Origin of the sequence: Sneathiella sp., from assembly GCF_002694385.1 — a bacterium.
GTDB lineage: Bacteria > Pseudomonadota > Alphaproteobacteria > Sneathiellales > Sneathiellaceae > Sneathiella.
Map to the genome: position 1 here is coordinate 58,144 of NZ_NZMB01000017.1, position 18,610 is coordinate 76,753.

Consider the following 18,610-nt stretch of genomic DNA (forward strand, 5'->3'; position numbering starts at 1 on the left):
GAAAGGCCGAATAACGTCTCCCACCCTGAGTATCGGGAATTGCGGGGGATGGGCAGTCGGCCTTTGAAATAATTCTCCTTCCTAAATCTATCTATGCAGGATGCCTGTTTCAGCGTAGCCTGAGCGGCGAACCTGCGTCAGGCAGGAAGGAATAACAGGAGAAACAATATGATCGGATACGTGACCCTCGGCACGAATGATATCGACAAATCGACGGCTTTTTATGATGCGCTTCTTGGGGAGGTCGGGGCGAAAAAGGTGATGAATACGGACCGCCTGCGGATGTGGAGCGTGGCGCGCGGACAGCCTATGCTGGCGGTCATCAAGCCTTATGACGGGGAAACCGCGACGGCGGGGAACGGCACTATGCCGGCCTTGTTGATGGACAGTCAGGAAACGGTCCGCAAGATGCATGCGAAGGCGATCTCACTCGGTGCGACCGATGAGGGAGCGCCGGGGCCGCGTATGGACGGAAAAATGTATTTCGGATATGTCCGTGACCCTGAAGGTCACAAGCTCGCCTTTTATACGCCAGCCGGATGAGGGGTCGGACGCGTTCGGCCTTTTAAAAGGTCGGCGCGTCCACATTGGCCTTTGCCAGGGCGGTCTGTAGCTGTGATTTGAGACGCACGAGCCCGTCTTCATCGCGAGCCTCGCACCGGGCGACCAGAACGGCCTGGGTATTGGACGCCCGCAGCAGCCACCAGCCATCCTGCGTATTCACCCGCACCCCGTCAATATCCGAGAAATTGGCGCCATCTGCGGCAAGCGCGTCGCGAATACGCTCAACGGCATCGAATTTTTCTTCATCCGGACAGTTGAAACGCAGCTCCGGCGTGTTGATCATATCCGGCAGGTCATCCCGCATTGCGGCCAGGCTTTTCTCGCTTGTCCTGACAATGTTGAGAAGCCGCAACGCGACATAGATGGCATCATCGTAGCCGTAGAAATGATCATTATAAAAGATATGGCCGCTCATCTCTCCGGCGAGGGGGGCGTTCACCTCCTGCATTTTTGATTTGATGAGGGAGTGGCCGGTTTTCCACATGATGGCATCGCCGCCCGCATTGCGAATGGCGTCGAACAGAAGCTGGCTCGCCTTGACATCGGCGATAATGGGGGCGCCGGGATTGTCCTTCAGGACTTCGCGGGCAAGGATGGCGAGAAGCTGATCCCCCCAGATGATCCGTCCAAGACCATCGACAACGCCGATACGGTCGCCATCACCGTCAAATCCAATCCCAAGGTCGGCATCGATGCCCTTCACAGCCTGAATGAGATCCTGCAAATTTTCGGCAACCGTGGGGTCGGGATGGTGGTTCGGGAAACTGCCGTCGATTTCATCAAAGAGAAGCATGTGGCGGCCGGGCAGCTTGGCAACGACTTGACGCAGCGCTTCGCCCGTGGCGCCGTTCCCGCAATCCCAGACAACGCTGAGCTCTCGTCCGCCTGTCACATCGCGCAGCAGGCGGGTGACATATTCATCCATGATGGGCCGGTCAACAAGTTTGCCTTTCCCGGAGGCGAATGGACCGCTGGCGGAAAGTTTTCCGAGTTCCTGAATTTGCGCGCCAAAAAAGGATTTGCCGGCCAGCATCATCTTGAAGCCGTTATGGGTCGGTGGATTATGCGACCCGGTGATCATGATGCCGCCGCCGGTACCAAGTTCATAGGTTGCGAAATAGAGCATTGGCGTCGGCCCGAGGCCGACATCATAGACATCAACGCCCGTGGAGAGGAGCCCACGGATGAGTGCCGCCTTTAGCATTGGGGATGTTTTGCGGCCGTCCATGCCGACCGCGACCGAGTCCAGCCCTTTCTGCTTCACAAATGTACCGAAGCTGCGTCCGATTGCCTCTGCATCCGCCTCAAAGACGGTTTCGTTGACAATGCCGCGAATATCATACTCGCGGAGGATGGTGGGTTTGAACACATGATGGGTCATAGTCACATTACTTTCACGGTTGTGAAGGTCCAAAGTTATACCGGGCGGCCGATACTGCTATATATAAAACCATTTATGGCCATATCATGGGGATCATAAATATTCCGTAAATCGACGATCAGGGGCGCCCGCATGAGGGCTTTCACCCGCTTCAGGTCGAGGGCGCGAAATTCGTTCCATTCGGTGATGATGACCAGGGCGTCGGCGCCTTCCAGCGTCGCGTAGGAACTGTCGCAAAATTCAATGCCACCGAGAAGCTTCGCGGCTTCGGCCATGCCCTCCGGGTCGTAGGCGCGAATATGCGCCCCCGCATGAGCGAGCGCCGGGATGATGGCGAGGCTCGGGCTCTCGCGCATGTCATCCGTATTGGGTTTGAAGGTCAGGCCAAGAATGGCGATTTTCTTGTCCGCAACCGATCCGCCGCAGGCCGTAATTACGCGCGCCGCCATGTTGTGCTTGCGGGCCTCATTGATATCAATGACGGTATCAACAATACGCAGTGGCGCGCCCGTCTCGACGGAGGTTTCATAAAGCGCCCGTGTGTCCTTCGGAAAACAGGAGCCGCCGAAACCCGGGCCGGGGTGCAGGAATTTCGCGCCGATCCGCCGGTCCAGCCCGATGCCGCGCGCCACGTCATGCACATCGGCGCCAACTTTTTCACAGAGGTCAGCCATCTCGTTGATAAAGGTGATTTTGGTCGCAAGAAAGGCATTGCCCGCGTATTTTGTCAGTTCCGAGCTTTCAAGGCTGGTGAATAGGAGTGGCGTATGAATGAGGGAGAGCGGCCGATAGATATCGGCCATGACCTTCTGCGCCCGTTCGACTTTGGTGCCGACAATCACCCGGTCTGGCCGCATGAAATCCTCTATCGCCGCCCCTTCGCGCAGGAATTCGGGGTTGGAGGCAACATCAAAGTCGGCTTCCGGCCGTACCGCCCGGATAATTCGCTCCACCTCCCGCCCGGTGCCGACGGGCACGGTGGATTTCGTCACGACCACGGTATAGCCGGTCAGGGCGGCCGCGATTTCCTTGGCGGCAGCGTAGACATAGGTGAGGTCCGCCTTGCCGTCGCCGCGGCGGCTGGGCGTGCCGACGGCAATGAAAACAGCATCGGCACCCGCCACGGCTCTTTTCATATCCGTACCGAACTTGAGATAGCCGGAGCGGCTGTTTTTCTCCACCATCGCGCTGAGGCCGGGCTCGAATATCGGGATTTCCCCGGCGTTCAGGCGGGCAATTTTGGTTTCATCCGTATCGATGCAGATCACATCGTGACCGAACTCGGAAAAACAGGTTCCCGATACCAGCCCGACATAGCCGGTCCCAATCACAGCGATATGCATCCAGATCTCTCCGTCCTAGTTGACGAGGGAGGATATACTACAGATTGTTTGCAATTTTTTTGACAATGTCCCGCATATCGTCCTGCATATCGGTACGATGCAGGGCAAAGGCGATATTTGCTTCGAGAAAGCCGATCTTGTCGCCGCAGTCATAACGCGTGCCGTCAAATTTCATGCCGTAGAAGGGAACATCGCCCAACATTTCCGAGAGCGCATCGGTCAGCTGGATTTCATTGCCGGCCCCGCGTTGCTGTTTTTCCAGCAAGGAGAAGATCGTCGGCTCCAGAATATAACGTCCTATGACGGCCATGTTGGATGGGGCTTTCTCAGGGGCGGGCTTTTCAACCAGACCCGTAATCTCGATCAGATTATCCGTCTCCTTGCCGGGGCTGAGAATGCCATAGCGGGAAGTATGGGCCTTCGGGACCTCCATCACTGCCAGCATATTGCCGCCGCCCGCCTGTTCGCGCGCCGCGGCCATTTGTGCGAGGCAGGGTGTATCGGCAAGAATCAGGTCATCCGCGAGGATCACGGCGAAGGGCTCATCCCCGACAAGCCGTTTTGCGCACCACACCGCATGTCCGAGACCAAGTGGTTCCTGCTGACGGATATAGGCGATGCTGCCGGGTTTGGGGACGCTCGCCTGCAATTCCTTCAGAAGGCTTTGCTTGTTGCGCTCGTTAAGGACGCTTTCAAGTTCGTAGGAATGATCGAAGTGATCCTCGATCGTTGTCTTGCCCCTGCCGGTAACAAAGATGAATTCCTCGATCCCGGCGGCGCGCGCCTCTTCGACGGCATACTGGATGAGCGGCTTGTCAACGACAGGCAGCATTTCCTTCGGCATGGCTTTGGTCGCCGGAAGAAATCTGGTGCCAAGTCCCCCGACAGGAAAGACGGCTTTGCGAACTTTATTGGGCATAGTTAACCAACTTTATTGAAGAACATCCGAAATTTATGGCATTTCGCCCGCTGCGAAGGCAAGTCCTGATTTTCAGCCTTTCAGGAGAAAATCTTTTGCTTCATTCAATTTGGCGGCCATGTAGTCGGAACCGTTATGGTCAGGATGGAACTTTTTCATGAGCCTTCGATGTGCCGCTTTTATGTCGGCGATGCTTGCCGTCTCAGTGAGTTCGAGAATGGCAAGTGCTTCGGTGCGGGTCATGCCGCCGTTTGCCCCAGCACGCTGAGAATTGCGATTGTCCTTATCATCTTCCGCTTCTGCGTCGCTAAAATCTTCCCCATATTTGCGGCTGATGAAGCTTTCAAGGATGGCAATGGTCCGCGCATCATCCTTTGCCTCACGGTAAAGCGCATCAATTTCAGAGCGGCTGAGAGAGGAAAGCTTAAGGCCTTCGAACGCGCCTTGCAGGATAGTGGCATCCATTTCGCCGCTGTCATGATCGAGGTTGGCGGCGAGCCAGAGCGTGTGCACGTCCGAAGTTTGCCCGTCGGAGGGCTTCCGGCTGCTAAATAGTGGTTTGTTGCGTAGAAAAAACAGGGCGGCAACAATGAAGGGAGGGGCGAGGGGAAAACGTCCGGTCAGGATGAAAAACCCGGCAAGGACGGCCGACACCACTACCGCACTGATGCGCAATCCTTTCAGAATTTTTCCGGGATCGGCGTTGGCCAGCGCCTGACTGCCGACAATCAGGGCCAGAAACAGGAATATCCCGATAATGAAATAGGCCAGCATGTCCGTTATTTGATCTGTTCGAGCAGCAGCGTTGCCTCGCGGGGCGATTTTTTGCTGAAATCGTTGAGCGCCTTGCGCCCTCCCGCCGCGTAGGCGGCAACAGCCCTGAGGAGCGTGCGCAGCATGGCCGCGCTGGCGCTATCAAAGCGGCAGTAGGCGCCGCCAGAGAGCTTGGCGATCTGCCGGAAACAGTTTTCGGCGATGCGGTCATGGCCTTCCTGAAAGACAAAAACCGGTACCTTCAGCATACCAAGCTGTCCCGCAAGATGGCACAGATGATCCGCATCCTCTTCCATGCAGTCGCCGACATAGACGAGGGCGTTGATGCGGTCCTTTTTTGTCTGGCTCAAGGCGTGATTCAGCACTTTTTCGATCTGGGTATGGCCGCCGAGGCAAAATACGCGCGACATCGGGCGGATCAATGCCTTACTGTCCGTTGTCCAACGGGTCGCGCGGAATTCGCCAAATCCCCGAAAGAAGGCAACCTGGAGCTCCAGCCCGCCAATGGCGGCGGCCTCCTCAAACATTTCATGCTGTAAATGACTGGCCTGATCCCAAGTCGGCTGACGGCTGGCGGTTGCGTCAATGGCGAAGATCAGCCGACCGTTACGTCCGCTGCTGTTTTGCACCGGCGTTGCCGCGACCTTGCGTAAAAACTCAGCCACATCATCCTTACCGGACGCGCCCGGCGTTTTCTCAATATTCTTCGCCAAATTCCGCCTGTCTCCTGTCCTGATCCTTCTTATTAAATAGGCGCTTTCGCCAGAAAATTCAATTCGGGACGTAAGGCGTATGCGGGCGTTCATATAATCATTGATATGCCTGAGACGGCTGGTTATGCGGCCGGGTATCGCGGCGTGGGGCTTGCCATGTCCGGGTTTCCCGGTCATAAGACGATGCTGAATATCTTGGGCGACCCGGAGAGGGGAGAGGGTTTCGGTCCGGCCCCGCCTCGGAAACCACAGGTAGATCATTACAGGCGGGGAATCCAAGACGCCTGCAAAGATCGATTAGGCATTTGCGATTATTTTGGTTGTTGATGACGCTCAGACATTTCTTCTCGCTTCCCGGTCACCGCGAGACATGGCGTATTGCCTGGCCGGTCATTCTGTCGAATTCTTCCGTGCCGCTGCTGGGCGCGGTAGATACCGCCGTGGTCGGCCATCTGCCCGATCCCCATTACATTGGCTCCGTCGCCATCGGCGCAATGATTTTCAGCTTTCTATATTGGGGATTCGGCTTTTTGCGGATGGGCACGACCGGCTTTATCGCGCAGGCCATGGGCGAAGACGANGGGGATGAAGTCCGTGCCATTCTGGCGCGGGCGATGATAACGGCNCTGGTTCTGGGCGCGTTGGCCCTGTTGCTGCACCGGATTGTGATCGGGTTTGCGCTTGATCTTGTTGAGGCTTCTGCCGAGGTGGAGNNNGGGGCAGGTGAATATTTCTCTGTNCGGATATGGGGCGCACCGNCGGTGCTCGCCAATTATGCGNTGATGGGGTTNTTTATCGGCGTTCGNAATACCCGCGCCGCGCTCATCGTGCAGATATTCATGAATGCGCTGAACATCGCCCTCGANCTTNTNTTNGTGATGGGATTTGGCTGGGGNGTCGANGGNGTTGCNGCNGCCACCGCCATATCGGAGACGNCGGCGCTGNTNCTCGGNCTGTATCTGGCGGCNCGGGAATTNCGGCGGATANGNGGGACATGGCAGCGCGATGCCATTCTNGCNGTGCCGAAAATGNTNCGGCTGCTTTCCGTCAACTTCGATATCTTCATCCGNACGATCCTGCTGATTTCCGCCTTTGCCTATTTTACCGCCGAAGCGGCACGGGAGGGAGATATCACCCTCGCGGCCATNGCCGTGCTGATGAACTTCGTACATTTCATTTCNTATGGTCTGGATGGCTTTGCCTTTGCNGCGGAAGGCATGGTGGGAACGGCGATTGGNGCAAAGAAGGTGAACCGGCTGCGGGAAATAGTCCTNGTGACCGGCTTCTGGGCGCTTATTGTCGCGGGTCTTTATGCTCTTGTCTATCTGGTCTTTGGGCCTANTCTCATTAATCTTCTGACGGGAATTGAGGAGGTGCGGGCGCGTGCCAATGAATTNCTGCCCTGGCTNGTGGCCATGCCGCTTGTCGCCATCTGGTCCTATCANATCGANGGTATTTTNATCGGCGCGGTGCAGTCNAAGGAAATGCGCAACGGCATGATCATCGCCTTCCTNGNCTATATCGCCTGCATGAAAATATTTGGCGATCTGTGGGGCGCGCATGGACTTTGGGCGGCNCTNATGGTTTTTATGGCCCTGCGNGCGCTCACNCTTGCCGCGCTTTATCCAAGNGTAGAGCGGCGGGCTTTGCGATAGTCCGGTCAACCGGATCGACGCCGGGAGAGTTTTTCAACCATTGAATANGCCGCCGGNACAATNGCNATGATCAATGCGATGCGGATGACATGCATGGTGGAGACAAANGCGACATCAATGCCNAGGGCGAGNGCGACNAGCGACATTTCTGCAAGNCCTCCNGGGCTGAAGGCGAGCACGATGCCCGGACCGCTGACGCCGATGGTGTCNGCNAAGCCCCAGGCGAAGGCGGCGGCGATGCCNACCATCAGGGCGGTGGAGGCAAAGCTGAGGNNGATCACATTGCGGATGTCCGCGAAGGTCGTGCCGAGAAATCGCGAGCCCATGGCCGTGCCAATGACGAGCTGCGCCGCATAGACAAGGATCATCGGNGGNGCGACATCGGTAATNCCNGCCATCTGNACNGCAGCGGTNGCNAGCAGCGGGCCCATCAGATGATANGCGGGCAGGCGGCAGTAATAGCCGCCGATNTAGCCNAGAACGGCCGCCAGCAGCAGCCANCCATCGCCGACNAGATCATNNANATTNCCNAACAGCGGNGCCATCTGCGCCGTGCTGTCGAAGCCTGCGCCNAAGCGNAANATCATCGGNACGGTCAGGACGAGAATGAGNATGCGCGANGCATGGATCAGCGCGATNACCGGGCCATTGCCGCCNTTNTCCTGNCCGACTTCATACATNATATTGATNCCGCCCGGNGCNGCNGCNAAATAGGCGGTNACNGGATCGAACTTCCCGATNCGGCGATAGAAATAATAAACGATCAGCATGGAAATCAGGATNCTGATNAGNAGGAGGGCGAGCCCGCCGCTCCANCGNGTCATNGCNGAGAGNGTGTCCGTCGAGAAACCGCANCCCAGCATGACCCCGAGNATNGCCGTCATGATCTTGCGCAGGTTATTNTTGACCGCAAGNTTATATCCCCGNAGNGCGGCCACCGTTGCNATACACATGGANCCAATCATCCAGGCGAGCGGTAGGTTCGCGGCAAAAAAGAGAGCGCCGCCGATCGCGCCAATGCCAAGAGCGAGNGCGGTCCGTTTCATATCCTTCATTCCTGTTGCCTATCCAGAATTATTTTCATGGCAGGATGCATGAATTGCCGGGCAGTGGCCGCAAGGGATGCGGTACGCGCGGCCCGGATACTGCTGTCCTTCATATTTTGCCGGATAAAGTCGGTGAGAGACATTGCCGGGGCCATTCTTTCCAGCAGATAGCGTTGCATACCATGCTGATCGAGAATGGGGAAGGGGGCGTTCTCGCATCTGATGCCTGCAACGATAGCCGGTGCGTTGTTTATCAGGCAACTGCCATGCAGGCTGATATAGCCGTGGATGCTGGATAATCGCCCTTCCCTCTCGCAGGTGAGATCAATTCCATCCATCCGGACATAGCGGTAATTAATGCCGATGGCTTCCGACGCGTGCATCTCGTCAAGCTGCATCTCTGTCAGCCATGTAATATGGGCATATGTTATGGCGCCGGGCGCGAGATCCAGCGTTGCCGGGATGGCGCCATAGCCGGTCACATGGGCGGAGTAGCAGCAGGCCATATCCCGAAGGATTGCGGCCGTGACCGGGATAACAGTTTCCGGATGCCTTGCATATTTTCGCGCAAGCTGGCCCGGTGCGGCATTGGAGCCGCAGGCAAGCACCGGAATTCGCCCCGCAAGAGCAACATCAGGAGGGAGCGCCTCCGTCCCGCTACTGGCAAAAAGATAAGAACCTGCGGGCCGCGCATAAGGATAGTCAAGCGCGCGGGCTATGTCCGGTGGATATGCCACAACGCGCCGGTTTATCCGCCGAGATGCATCCCGCCATCGACGATAATCAGCTCGCCCGTGATCATATTGCCGCCTTCGATAAAGAGCAGGGCGGCATCGGCGATATCTTCCGGTTGGCAAACCGCCTTGAGCGGGACGCTGTTTTTGAGCTTCTTCTTGAACAGATCATATTTCTCTTCCCCATAACCCTGTAGCAGCCACCGGGTTTCGATAAAGCCGGGGCAGATGGCGTTGACGCGGATTTCCGGGCCGAGCGTGCGGGCCAGCGCCTTCGTCATGGAGTTGAGCGCGCCTTTGGAAGCCGCATAGGCAATGCTGGAGCCCTGACCATGTGTTCCGGCAACAGAAGAAATCATCACGACGGAGGCTTTGCCGGTCTCTTTCATATAGGGCGTGGCCGCGCGGGTCATCAGAAAGGCACCGATGGTGTTGACCGCGTAAATATCATGAAAATCCTGCGCGCTCAGCCCGTCAAGATCACCATGGGCGACAAATTTTGTCCGCCCGGCATTGTTGACCAGCGCATCAAGGCGCCCCCATTTGTCATGGGCCGCCTTGGCCATGGCGCGGCAATCCTCATCCTTCGACACATCCCCCTGAAAGAGCAGGGTCTCCACACCCTTGGCGGCGCAGGCCGCTTCGGTCTCTTCCGCTTCCTTCAGGCTTTTGGTGTAATTGATCACGACATTATAGCCCTTGTCCGCGAGCGCGAGGGCAATGGCAGCCCCGGCGCCCGTCGCGGAACCGGTGACAATGGCGACCTTGTTGGATGACGGCATGATACTTTTCCTGTTTTTGTTTTATGTTGCGGCCGACAGAGTACCCAAGATTGCCCGTAACATACAAAGGAAAATATCAACTAAGGCTCATGCATCCTTTCGGAAGGTGCCGGTCAGCAGCTTGGCAATCACGATCCCGGCAACCATGGCGGCGACGAAGGTGAATATTTTCGCATTGCCATAGGCAAGGGAACTGAGCGCCGGACCGGGGCAGAGACCGCCAAGGCCCCATCCGACGCCGAACAACGCCGCCCCGGCGAGGAGACGCTTGTCCACCTCCGTTTTTGTCGGCAGGCTGAAATGACCCCCAAAAACTGGCGTTTCACGTTTCAGGATAAACCGGAAGGTAATGACGGTGACCAGTACTCCGCCGCCCATGACGAAGGCGAGGCTGGGGTCCCAGTTGCCGGTCAGATCAAGGAAGCCGATAACCTTGCCGGGGCTGACCATACCGGAAATCGCCAGGCCGAGCCCGAACAGTATGCCTGAAATCAGACTGATGATGTTGAGCATCTTAGCCTCCGATAATGCTGCGCATGATAAAGACGGTGATGACGGCGATGGCCATAAAGACAAGCACCGAGACGAGTGAGCGAACCGACAATCGCCCCAGTCCGCAAATACCATGTCCGCTGGTGCAGCCTGCGCCGATATAGGTGCCGCCGCCAACCAGCAAACCGGCAAGGATCAGCAATATGTAGTGGCTGCCTTCCGATAGCTGGTAGGGATTGATGTCCATAAAAGACATATCGCCGCCCAGCGACGGATAGGCGGCCGCGCCGATAATCAGTCCGATGATGAACAGGATACGCCACAGGGAATCGCGCCCAGACGGCGGGAGGAGATTGGCGAGAATGCCGCTGATTCCGGCAATTTTTCCTGCCATTAATAACAGTGTTGCCGAAAGACCGAGAATGATGCCGCCGATCAGCGAACTCACAGGCGTAAAATTTTCCATCCGTTAGTCCCCTTGCTGGTTTTCCTGACAATAAAGTTGATAAAGAACTGCAATGATCTTCTGCGCTTCCTCTCCATCGAGAGAATAATAGATTGTCTGCCCCTCCCGCCGGGTCTTGACCAGAGCGTCCTTGCGCAAAAGGGCGAGTTGCTGCGAAACAGAAGCCGGGCGCATCTCCAACATGTCCGCCAATTCACTGACTGAAATCTCTCCGTCAACCATCCGGCACAGCAGTAGGAGTCGTGTCTCGCTTGAAAGCGCCTTCATCAATACGCTGGCCCGTGCCGCAGACAACTTCATCTCATTAATATCCATACTTGAATATCTACGTAACTATAGATATATTGTCAAGAAGGAAGTTGGTTACTAGAATGCAAAGCGGACAAAAGGGGAGCAGGAAAGTCATGAAACCTGATGTAAAGGCATTTTTCCACAAGTCGACATATACAGTCAGTTATGTGGTCTCCGATCCGGATAGCAGGAAGGCAATCATTATCGACAGTGCGCTGGATTATGACAATGCTTCCGGTCGGACGGCGACAACTGCCGCAGATGAGATGATTGCTTATGTAAAAGCGAAAGAATATTCTATAGAATGGATATTGGAGACCCATGTTCATGCCGATCATTTGACGGCCGCGCCCTATTTGCAGAAGCAGCTTGGCGGCCGGATCGGCATTGGCGCCGTGGTGAAAACTGTTCAGTCCACCTTCAAGAAAATCTATAACTTTGGTGATGACGTGGCGGAGGACGGGTCGCAGTTCCATTATTTGTTCAAAGATGGTGAGACCTTTACTGTCGGTGGGCTTCAGATTGACGTCATGGCAACCCCCGGCCATACGCCTGCCTGTATTACCTATAAAATTGGTGATGCGGCCTTTGTCGGCGATACCCTGTTTATGCCAGATTACGGCACGGCACGTTGTGACTTTCCGGGCGGCGATGCCCGTACGCTCTACCGTTCGATCAAGAAGATACTTGCTTTTCCGCCGGAAACCCGTCTGTTCATGTGCCATGATTATGCACCCGGCGGGCGCGACTATTTATGGGAAACGACAGTCGCCGAGCAGCGGGCGAAAAATATCCATATTCATGACGGTGTTAGCGAGGAAGAGTTTGTGAAAATGCGCACCGAACGGGACGCTACTCTTTCCATGCCGGTGCTGATTATCCCGTCTATTCAGGTGAATATGCGGGCCGGAAACCTTCCGGAACCGGAAGATAATGGCATCGCTTATCTGAAAGTGCCGTTAAATGCGTTGTGAGTACGGGTTGTCGTGCCAGGGATCAGGAGTTGTTTTTCTGGGCGATATAGCTTGGTAAACGCAGATCCGGCGCCACCACGAAACAGGAAACCCGCTGTGCGGCAAGGCTGCTGCAGGCCTTGCGCGCCTCTGTTTCATCGAAGCCGATGACCTGCGCCCGATAGAAAGGCTTGCCGTCGGAAATTGCCTTTTCGATATTGATACGGCGCCCTTCGAGAATGCCGCCTGACTGCGCTGCGGCCTTGTTGATCTGGTCCTGTGCTGTCGTTTTGTGACTGTAGGCGCCAATCTGGATAGCCCAGCGAGCATTTGCCGCCTTGTCCATTTCGAAACCTGAATTGTCATCGGCCGGTGTCGACCCGCGAGTGACCGAAACGCTGCTCCTATTTACATCGCTGATGCGATAGATACGGGAAGCGTTGTCTGAAGTCTGGGACTGTACGGGCAGGGGAACTTGCGTGGTTGCGGCCACCTCAATTTCGGTATCTGTTTCATGAGGAGTCCCGAGGGCGATCCGCAACGGCTTGTCGAATGGCGTTGGCACCGTGGTCGGATAGATTGCCTCGATCCGCTCAAACCCGCGGTCGAGCAGGGAAGCCATGTGGGTGTCGCGGGTTTTGGCCGTCCGGCCGCCGAACACAACACCGATCAACCGGTTTCCGCCCCGCTTGGCGGAGGCCACTAGGTTGAAGCCGGAAGCCCGAATATAGCCGGTCTTGATCCCGTCTGCGCCATTATACTTTCCGAGCAGATTGTTGTGGTTTTTAAACGCTGTTCCCTTGTAGTCAAATTCCTCAAGCGACATATAATGGTAATATTGGGGGAAGTCGTGGATCATGGCGGCGCCGAGAATGGCCATATCGCGCGCCGTGCTTTTCTGATGCCGGTTCGGCAGGCCGCTGGCATTGCGGAAAGTCGTCCGGTTCATGCCAAGGGAGCGGGCTTTCGCCGTCATCATGCGGGCGAATTCCATTTCGCTCTGTGCCATGGCTTCGGCGAGGACGGTCGCCGCATCATTGGCGGATTTGGTAATCAGACCGAACATGGCGTCCTGAACCGAAATGCTTTCCCCTTTTCTCAGGCCAAGCTTGGTTGGCGCCTGACCCGCCGCCCGCGCGGAAACCGGAAGCTTCTGGCTAAGGCGTAGCTTGCCCCGCTCCAGCGCATCAAACGTCATGTAGAGGGTCATGATCTTGGTCAGTGAGGCGGGGTAGAGAAGATCATCTGCGTTGCGGGAGTAGAGAACCTCGCCGGTCCGGCTGTCCATGACAATCGAGGCATAGCGCGCTTCGGCGCTATGGGGCAGCGCTGCGAGGGTGATGAGAGCGCATAATAGAGACGCAATAAGCACCGAAAAGCGCGCACGCCAGAAGGTCATCGCACTGCTTTGCAAGCGGCGCATCTGCGGTCTTACAAGGATGGCTGTTTCTTGAGAACCCTGTTGCAACACGTGGCCTGTTTTACTGAAATTACTGATACGGTTACGCGTGAATTTCTCCACTCGTACCCGAGTGTAAGAAAATCGGCGAATCATGTCCACCATATTTCCGATAAATTTTTTATTACCGCATGTGAACAACGAAACCTATCCTCTTGATGTTTGTAAGATATCACGAAGCCAGCTTTTCACTTTGTCAGGATAGGCAAGGAAGGTTAATATCGGGTTAGCATGAACTGCATATTTGATCGATGGGCCATGAAATTACTGCGATCCGCCTTTTCCGCTCTTGTTATGACGCTTCTGCTGGCCGGTTGTGCCGCAGAAGGGGATCAGGTGGGGAATCCGGTCGTTCGGCCATTTCAGTGGTTTTCCTATGCCAATGGGGATGATATCCGCCGGGATTGCGCTCCGGGGCGTAATGCGCGCTACCGCTTGATCTATAATGCGATCTATGACGAGCAGGTGCGCACCTACGATATTCTCCAGTATGCCACTTCGGGCACCGCAACCCAGACAACTCGTGTCTTGCGCGGTTCTATCGGCGTTGATTGGCTGCTCGGCCAGGTTACAGGATCGGGACGGGGACAGGGGGGCAGCAGCCGTGTGGATATCAGCCCGGCGGAGCTGGGCGCCATTGAACAGGCGCTGATCAAATCAGGGTTTGAACAACCGGCCATTCGTGGCCAGATCCTGCATTCAGATGAATTCTACTGGATCGCCATGGTTTGCCGTGAGGGCAATTTCAAATATTATGCCTGGACGGACCGTAATGCCGATGTGGCGAAGCTGCCTTTCCGGGATGTGCTGGCGAAAGGCGATCAGACCGGCGTACCTTTTGTCGAGCCGCATGTCCCCGTGGTTTTCGGTCGTTCCTCCCGCTATTATACAAGCGGGCCGGACAGCACCTATTTCACCATGCAGGTCGGGGATAATGGCCTGATCAAATAGCGCGCCAGGGCCTCTAGCGCGCAAGCAGCATTTTGTGAAATTTTTGTTTCCATTTGGATTATTCTCGTCATTCAGGCGCAGAGAAACGGATTTATTTTATATAAATCAATAGTTTGATTGATTAGTTAATTTTTGCTGCGCCGCACAAAAAATTTATTGACATTCATAAGAACCCTATTATATACAGGGTGTATTGTTGCAGTGCAGCAAACGAAATTTTAAGGCGCATCCAGAAAGGTTAAGTCTATGACCAAGAAAGCAACGACAAACGCAACCGTTGACCCGGCTGTCGTTAAGAAGGAATTTGAAGATATGATCGCGACCGGCCGCAAGTCGCTTCAGGAAGCCTTCCTGAACGGGACGGAAGCTGCCGAGAAGGCATTCAAGTCCAACAGCGAAACGCTGAAGACCAATTATGAAAAGGCCGTTGCAGAGAGCAAGAGCGGCTTTGAGAAGGCGGTCAAGGCTTTCGAAGGTTCCCAGTTCTATGACAAGAACAGCGCGGACGCTTTCGTAAAGTCCGGCAACGCGGCTGTTGAAAAGGGTGAGAAAATTGGCGCCGCCCTGATTGATTTCGGGACCGAGCGTTGGCAGGAAGTCTTCAACGTCACGAAGACCCTGGCTGAGACCGAAGACTATGCAAAAGCTGTCGAGGTGCAGACTGAATATGCCAAAACGTCCATGCAGAACTATGTTTCTGATGTGAGCAAGTTCAATTCTCTGGTTGCGGATGCCGCCAAGTCGGTAGTTGAGCCCTTCGGCGCCCGCTATGCTTCTGCCCTTGATGTGTTTGCGAAGCAGGCCTGATACCGATTGACAGTTCAAGCGTCTTTAAAAAGGCCCGGATTTTCCGGGCCTTTTTTCATGTCCGCCCGGCGGGTCTTCACAATTTTATGAATTTTGTTTCGAGGTAATAATATTTTTTTGAATTTCCTGCTAAGATATATACTTAATGTAAGAGAATGTGCGCTGCACAAGAGCGGCCGGAAAAAGGAACGGAGTGAGATATCAGATTATCTGTTCGGACAGGACAACAATGAGCGGTAACGACGATAACAGCAAAAATGGTCAAGGGCCGGGGACAGGCCTTGTCACCAAGACCAGACCCAAAACGAAGAAACCTTCGCTTTGGCGGGTTCTCTTGCTGAATGATGATTACACGCCGATGGAGTTCGTCGTGTATGTCCTCCAGAGATTTTTCAATATGGATGAACAGACGGCCGTGCAGGTCATGCTGCATGTGCATCACAAGGGTGTCGGCAACTGCGGTGTCTTTCCGTATGAAGTGGCCGAAACCAAGGTCGCGCAAGTCATTGATTTCGCGCGCGAGAACCAGCATCCCCTGCAATGTACGATGGAGAAAGAATAGTGCCCGGATTTTCCAATTCACTTGAAGAAACTCTGCATCGTGCCATGGCCCTCGCCACTTCGCGTCGCCATGAGTTTGCAATGCTGGAACATCTGCTGTTTTCCCTGACCGAGGATCAGGATGCGGCCGCCGTCATGCGGGCCTGCAATGTGGATGTCGAACTCCTGCGCCGTGATCTCGAAACCTTTATCACGGATGAGCTGGACGATCTTGTCATGGACGGCTTTGTCGAGGCGCGGCCGACGCTGAGCTTTCAGCGGGTCGTGCAACGCGCGCTCATCAATGTGGAAAGCTCGGGCCGGGAAGAGGTGACCGGGGCCAATGTGCTTGTCGCTATCTTCTCCGAAAGGGAGAGCCATGCCGTTTATTTCCTGCAGAAGCAGGAGATGAGCCGTCTGGACGCGATCAGCTACATCAGCCATGGCGTTGCCAAGGCGGCGGGCAAGGGCGCGGCGCGCGCCATTCGCGGGGTTGATGGAGACTACAAGTCCGAAAAGGACAATAACAACACAACGCCGCCGCCGGAGGACAAGGCCGAAAATCTGGAGGCGCTGGACGCCTATTGCGTCAATCTGAATGAAAAGGCCGCCGCGGGCAAGATCGACCCGCTGATCGGTCGCCATGACGAGGTCGAGCGGACCATACAGATCCTTTGCCGTCGCTCCAAGAACAACCCGCTTTATGTGGGCGATCCGGGTGTCGGCAAGACAGCCATAGCGGAGGGTCTCGCCCGCCGGATTGTGCAGGGCGATGTGCCGAGCGTGCTGCTCCCTGCCGTGATCTATTCGCTGGACATGGGCGCTCTGCTCGCCGGAACCCGTTATCGCGGCGATTTTGAGGAACGGCTGAAAGCTGTAATCACGGAGTTGCAGGGGCTGGAAAACGCCATCCTGTTTATTGATGAAATTCATACGATCGTCGGCGCCGGGGCAACCAGCGGCGGGGCGATGGATGCTTCCAACCTGCTGAAGCCGGCGCTCGCGAGCGGCGATATCCGCTGCATCGGTTCGACCACCTACAAAGAGTTCCGTAGTCATTTCGAGAAGGACCGTGCGTTGCTGCGCCGGTTCCAGAAGATTGACGTGCGCGAACCTTCGGTCGAGGACAGCATCAAAATCCTGAAGGGGCTGAAACCCTATTTTGAGGAGTATCATCAGATCCGCTATACGGCGGAGGCGATCCGTTCGGCGGTTGAGCTCTCCGCCCGCTATATCAATGACCGCAAGCTGCCGGACAAGGCCATCGATGTGATCGACGAGGTGGGTGCCGCGCAGATGCTGAAGGCGGAAAGCCGCCGCAAGAAAACCATCGGCGTCAAGGATGTGGAGGCCGTGGTCGCCAAGATCGCGCGCATTCCCCCCAAATCCGTCTCGAAGGAGGATACGGAAAGCCTGCGCAAGCTGGATGTGGATCTACGCCGCGTCGTGTTCGGCCAGGATGCTGCCATTGATGCGCTGGCGAGCGCCATGAAGCTCGCCCGTGCGGGTCTGCGGGAGCCGGAGAAACCCATCGGCTGCTACCTCTTCTCTGGTCCGACAGGTGTCGGCAAGACGGAGGTGGCGCGGCAGCTGGCCTCCATCATGGGGCTTAATCTGGTGCGTTTCGACATGTCGGAATATATGGAGCGGCATACGGTCAGTCGTCTGATCGGTGCGCCGCCCGGCTATGTTGGCTTTGATCAGGGCGGGTTGCTCACCGATGCCATTGACCAGCAGCCGCATTCGGTCCTGCTGCTTGACGAGATCGAGAAGGCGCATCCGGATCTGTTCAACATCCTGCTGCAGGTTATGGATCACGGCAAGCTGACGGATAACAACGGCAAGCAGGTGGATTTCCGCAACGTGGTGTTGATCATGACCACCAATGCGGGGGCGCATGAAATGGCCAAGCAGGCCATCGGATTCGGCAGTAGCGTCCGCGAGGGCGAGGATGAGGAGGCGATCAAGCGGCTCTTCACACCGGAATTCCGTAACCGTCTGGACGCGACCATCCCGTTCGCACCGCTGCCACCGGAAGTGGTCTCCCGCGTGGTGGAAAAATTCGTTCTGCAGCTCGAAACCCAGCTTCAGGATCGCAACGTTACCATCTCGCTTTCTGATACGGCGGCGACATGGCTGGCGCAGAAGGGCTATGATGTTTCCTATGGCGCGCGGCCGCTGGCCCGTGTCATTCAGGAAAACATCAAGAAGCCACTNTCTGAGGAGCTGTTGTTNGGCAAGCTGGTGAACGGGGGGCATGTCTCTGTCGGCGTGAAAGCGGGCGAGCTGACCTTCAAGATNGAGAGCCCGCCAGAAAGTGGGGCNAAAAANTCAACCGCCCGCAAGGCNAAGAAGAAGGGCTCCCGCAAGGATCCGGAACTGATCGAGAAATAAGCGGACGAGTTGNNTACTCAAGGAAAAGGCGGGACNANACCAAACGTCCCGCCTTTTTTTATGNTCTGTCGGTGGNNNANGCGTTTACCAANCGAAGTCGACCGACGTGCCGGGGCTCGGATTACTTCTGNCCGATCACNCGCCGNTTCTGGTTCAGTGTCTTCAGATAGGCAATGCCTTCATCNGCAATGGCGTAGCCGACCATATCTTCATTTTNACCGGCCAGCTCTTCCATATCNACCCAGTGGGCNTAGATNGGNCGNGTNCGNTCCGTAATGATGCCCGATTTGAACAGGGTTTTCACCAGCACGCGNAAAATATTGGTGGATTCTTTCAGGGTGTCGCG

At 55.9% G+C, this 18,610-nt stretch carries 19 protein-coding genes; 7 read left to right on the plus strand and 12 right to left on the minus strand.

Annotated features, from left to right (window positions below; all coding sequences use genetic code 11):
* The first annotated feature begins 168 nt into the window (after positions 1-168).
* Positions 169-543, plus strand: coding sequence for a VOC family protein (locus tag CMN55_RS11795; protein ID WP_293950005.1), 375 nt, complete (start codon positions 169-171; stop codon positions 541-543).
* Positions 544-565: 22 nt separating this feature from the next.
* On the opposite strand, the gene pgmG is transcribed toward CMN55_RS11795, so the two are convergent.
* From pgmG to CMN55_RS11820, 5 genes are all read right to left on the minus strand, one after another.
* Positions 566-1,945: a phosphoglucomutase/phosphomannomutase PgmG gene (gene pgmG / locus CMN55_RS11800; RefSeq protein ID WP_293950049.1), complete on the minus strand. Its 1,380-nt coding sequence runs from the start codon at positions 1,943-1,945 to the stop codon at positions 566-568.
* Positions 1,946-1,980: 35 nt separating this feature from the next.
* A complete protein-coding gene (locus tag CMN55_RS11805) occupies positions 1,981-3,288 on the minus strand; it encodes a UDP-glucose dehydrogenase family protein (protein ID WP_293950006.1) in 1,308 nt (435 codons plus the stop codon).
* A 37-nt stretch (positions 3,289-3,325) separates the two neighbouring features.
* A complete protein-coding gene (galU, locus tag CMN55_RS11810; RefSeq protein ID WP_293950007.1) occupies positions 3,326-4,207 on the minus strand; it encodes a UTP--glucose-1-phosphate uridylyltransferase GalU in 882 nt (293 codons plus the stop codon).
* Positions 4,208-4,279: 72 nt separating this feature from the next.
* Positions 4,280-4,981: a DnaJ domain-containing protein gene (locus CMN55_RS11815; protein WP_293950008.1), complete on the minus strand. Its 702-nt coding sequence runs from the start codon at positions 4,979-4,981 to the stop codon at positions 4,280-4,282.
* Between the two features lie 5 nt (positions 4,982-4,986).
* Positions 4,987-5,694 carry a hypothetical protein gene (locus tag CMN55_RS11820; protein ID WP_293950009.1) on the minus strand — a complete coding sequence of 236 codons (708 nt, stop codon included), beginning with the start codon at positions 5,692-5,694 and terminating at the stop codon, positions 4,987-4,989.
* A 326-nt stretch (positions 5,695-6,020) separates the two neighbouring features.
* Between CMN55_RS11820 and CMN55_RS11825 the strand changes: the two genes are divergently transcribed.
* A complete protein-coding gene (locus tag CMN55_RS11825) occupies positions 6,021-7,349 on the plus strand; it encodes an MATE family efflux transporter (protein ID WP_293950010.1) in 1,329 nt (442 codons plus the stop codon).
* Positions 7,350-7,354: 5 nt separating this feature from the next.
* On the opposite strand, the gene CMN55_RS11830 is transcribed toward CMN55_RS11825, so the two are convergent.
* From CMN55_RS11830 to CMN55_RS11855, 6 genes are all read right to left on the minus strand, one after another.
* Complete coding sequence (locus CMN55_RS11830) at positions 7,355-8,404, minus strand: AbrB family transcriptional regulator (protein ID WP_366932044.1); 1,050 nt, start codon at positions 8,402-8,404, stop codon at positions 7,355-7,357.
* Positions 8,401-9,132, minus strand: a complete 732-nt coding sequence (locus tag CMN55_RS11835; RefSeq protein WP_293950011.1) for a hypothetical protein — start codon at positions 9,130-9,132, stop codon at positions 8,401-8,403. Before CMN55_RS11835 ends, CMN55_RS11830 begins: the two co-directional genes overlap by 4 nt.
* A gap of 11 nt (positions 9,133-9,143) precedes the next feature.
* Complete coding sequence (locus CMN55_RS11840) at positions 9,144-9,911, minus strand: SDR family NAD(P)-dependent oxidoreductase (protein ID WP_293950012.1); 768 nt, start codon at positions 9,909-9,911, stop codon at positions 9,144-9,146.
* An 87-nt stretch (positions 9,912-9,998) separates the two neighbouring features.
* Positions 9,999-10,424, minus strand: a complete 426-nt coding sequence (locus CMN55_RS11845) for a DUF6691 family protein (RefSeq protein ID WP_293950013.1) — start codon at positions 10,422-10,424, stop codon at positions 9,999-10,001.
* A 1-nt stretch (position 10,425) separates the two neighbouring features.
* Complete coding sequence (locus CMN55_RS11850) at positions 10,426-10,869, minus strand: YeeE/YedE family protein (RefSeq protein ID WP_293950014.1); 444 nt, start codon at positions 10,867-10,869, stop codon at positions 10,426-10,428.
* 3 nt (positions 10,870-10,872) lie between these two features.
* Positions 10,873-11,169 (minus strand): ArsR/SmtB family transcription factor, encoded by a 297-nt coding sequence (locus tag CMN55_RS11855; protein WP_293950015.1) that lies wholly within the window; start codon positions 11,167-11,169, stop codon positions 10,873-10,875.
* A 104-nt stretch (positions 11,170-11,273) separates the two neighbouring features.
* Between CMN55_RS11855 and CMN55_RS11860 the strand changes: the two genes are divergently transcribed.
* The gene (locus CMN55_RS11860; protein ID WP_293950016.1) at positions 11,274-12,134 is read left to right on the plus strand and encodes an MBL fold metallo-hydrolase; all 861 of its coding nucleotides are present in this window, start codon (positions 11,274-11,276) and stop codon (positions 12,132-12,134) included.
* 22 nt (positions 12,135-12,156) lie between these two features.
* Here the strand turns inward: CMN55_RS11860 and CMN55_RS11865 are convergent, their stop codons facing one another.
* The gene (locus CMN55_RS11865; protein ID WP_293950017.1) at positions 12,157-13,512 is read right to left on the minus strand and encodes a D-alanyl-D-alanine carboxypeptidase; all 1,356 of its coding nucleotides are present in this window, start codon (positions 13,510-13,512) and stop codon (positions 12,157-12,159) included.
* Between the two features lie 318 nt (positions 13,513-13,830).
* Between CMN55_RS11865 and CMN55_RS11870 the strand changes: the two genes are divergently transcribed.
* The 4 genes from CMN55_RS11870 (at position 13,831) to clpA (ending at position 18,264) form a co-directional block, all read left to right on the plus strand.
* Positions 13,831-14,523, plus strand: a complete 693-nt coding sequence (locus CMN55_RS11870; RefSeq protein ID WP_293950018.1) for a hypothetical protein — start codon at positions 13,831-13,833, stop codon at positions 14,521-14,523.
* A gap of 246 nt (positions 14,524-14,769) precedes the next feature.
* Positions 14,770-15,330: a phasin family protein gene (locus tag CMN55_RS11875; protein WP_293950019.1), complete on the plus strand. Its 561-nt coding sequence runs from the start codon at positions 14,770-14,772 to the stop codon at positions 15,328-15,330.
* A gap of 229 nt (positions 15,331-15,559) precedes the next feature.
* Positions 15,560-15,892 carry an ATP-dependent Clp protease adapter ClpS gene (clpS, locus tag CMN55_RS11880; protein WP_293950020.1) on the plus strand — a complete coding sequence of 111 codons (333 nt, stop codon included), beginning with the start codon at positions 15,560-15,562 and terminating at the stop codon, positions 15,890-15,892.
* A complete protein-coding gene (gene clpA, locus CMN55_RS11885) occupies positions 15,871-18,264 on the plus strand; it encodes an ATP-dependent Clp protease ATP-binding subunit ClpA (RefSeq protein ID WP_459253663.1) in 2,394 nt (797 codons plus the stop codon). The genes clpS and clpA overlap by 22 nt, the downstream gene beginning before the upstream one ends.
* Positions 18,265-18,610 lie beyond the last annotated feature (346 nt).

What these genes read in the sequence shown, in the direction of transcription:
- CMN55_RS11875 (WP_293950019.1), top strand. Translation starts at nt 14,770, where the DNA reads ATGACCAAGAAAGCAACGACAAACGCAACCGTTGACCCGGCTGTCGTT.
- CMN55_RS11865 (WP_293950017.1), bottom strand. Translation starts at nt 13,512, where the DNA reads ATGACCTTCTGGCGTGCGCGCTTTTCGGTGCTTATTGCGTCTCTATTA.
- CMN55_RS11815 (WP_293950008.1), bottom strand. Translation starts at nt 4,981, where the DNA reads ATGCTGGCCTATTTCATTATCGGGATATTCCTGTTTCTGGCCCTGATT.
- CMN55_RS11795 (WP_293950005.1), top strand. Translation starts at nt 169, where the DNA reads ATGATCGGATACGTGACCCTCGGCACGAATGATATCGACAAATCGACG.
- CMN55_RS11860 (WP_293950016.1), top strand. Translation starts at nt 11,274, where the DNA reads ATGAAACCTGATGTAAAGGCATTTTTCCACAAGTCGACATATACAGTC.
- CMN55_RS11805 (WP_293950006.1), bottom strand. Translation starts at nt 3,288, where the DNA reads ATGCATATCGCTGTGATTGGGACCGGCTATGTCGGGCTGGTATCGGGA.
- CMN55_RS11870 (WP_293950018.1), top strand. Translation starts at nt 13,831, where the DNA reads ATGAAATTACTGCGATCCGCCTTTTCCGCTCTTGTTATGACGCTTCTG.
- galU (WP_293950007.1), bottom strand. Translation starts at nt 4,207, where the DNA reads ATGCCCAATAAAGTTCGCAAAGCCGTCTTTCCTGTCGGGGGACTTGGC.
- CMN55_RS11850 (WP_293950014.1), bottom strand. Translation starts at nt 10,869, where the DNA reads ATGGAAAATTTTACGCCTGTGAGTTCGCTGATCGGCGGCATCATTCTC.
- CMN55_RS11840 (WP_293950012.1), bottom strand. Translation starts at nt 9,911, where the DNA reads ATGCCGTCATCCAACAAGGTCGCCATTGTCACCGGTTCCGCGACGGGC.
- pgmG (WP_293950049.1), bottom strand. Translation starts at nt 1,945, where the DNA reads ATGACCCATCATGTGTTCAAACCCACCATCCTCCGCGAGTATGATATT.
- CMN55_RS11845 (WP_293950013.1), bottom strand. Translation starts at nt 10,424, where the DNA reads ATGCTCAACATCATCAGTCTGATTTCAGGCATACTGTTCGGGCTCGGC.
- CMN55_RS11855 (WP_293950015.1), bottom strand. Translation starts at nt 11,169, where the DNA reads ATGAAGTTGTCTGCGGCACGGGCCAGCGTATTGATGAAGGCGCTTTCA.
- clpS (WP_293950020.1), top strand. Translation starts at nt 15,560, where the DNA reads ATGAGCGGTAACGACGATAACAGCAAAAATGGTCAAGGGCCGGGGACA.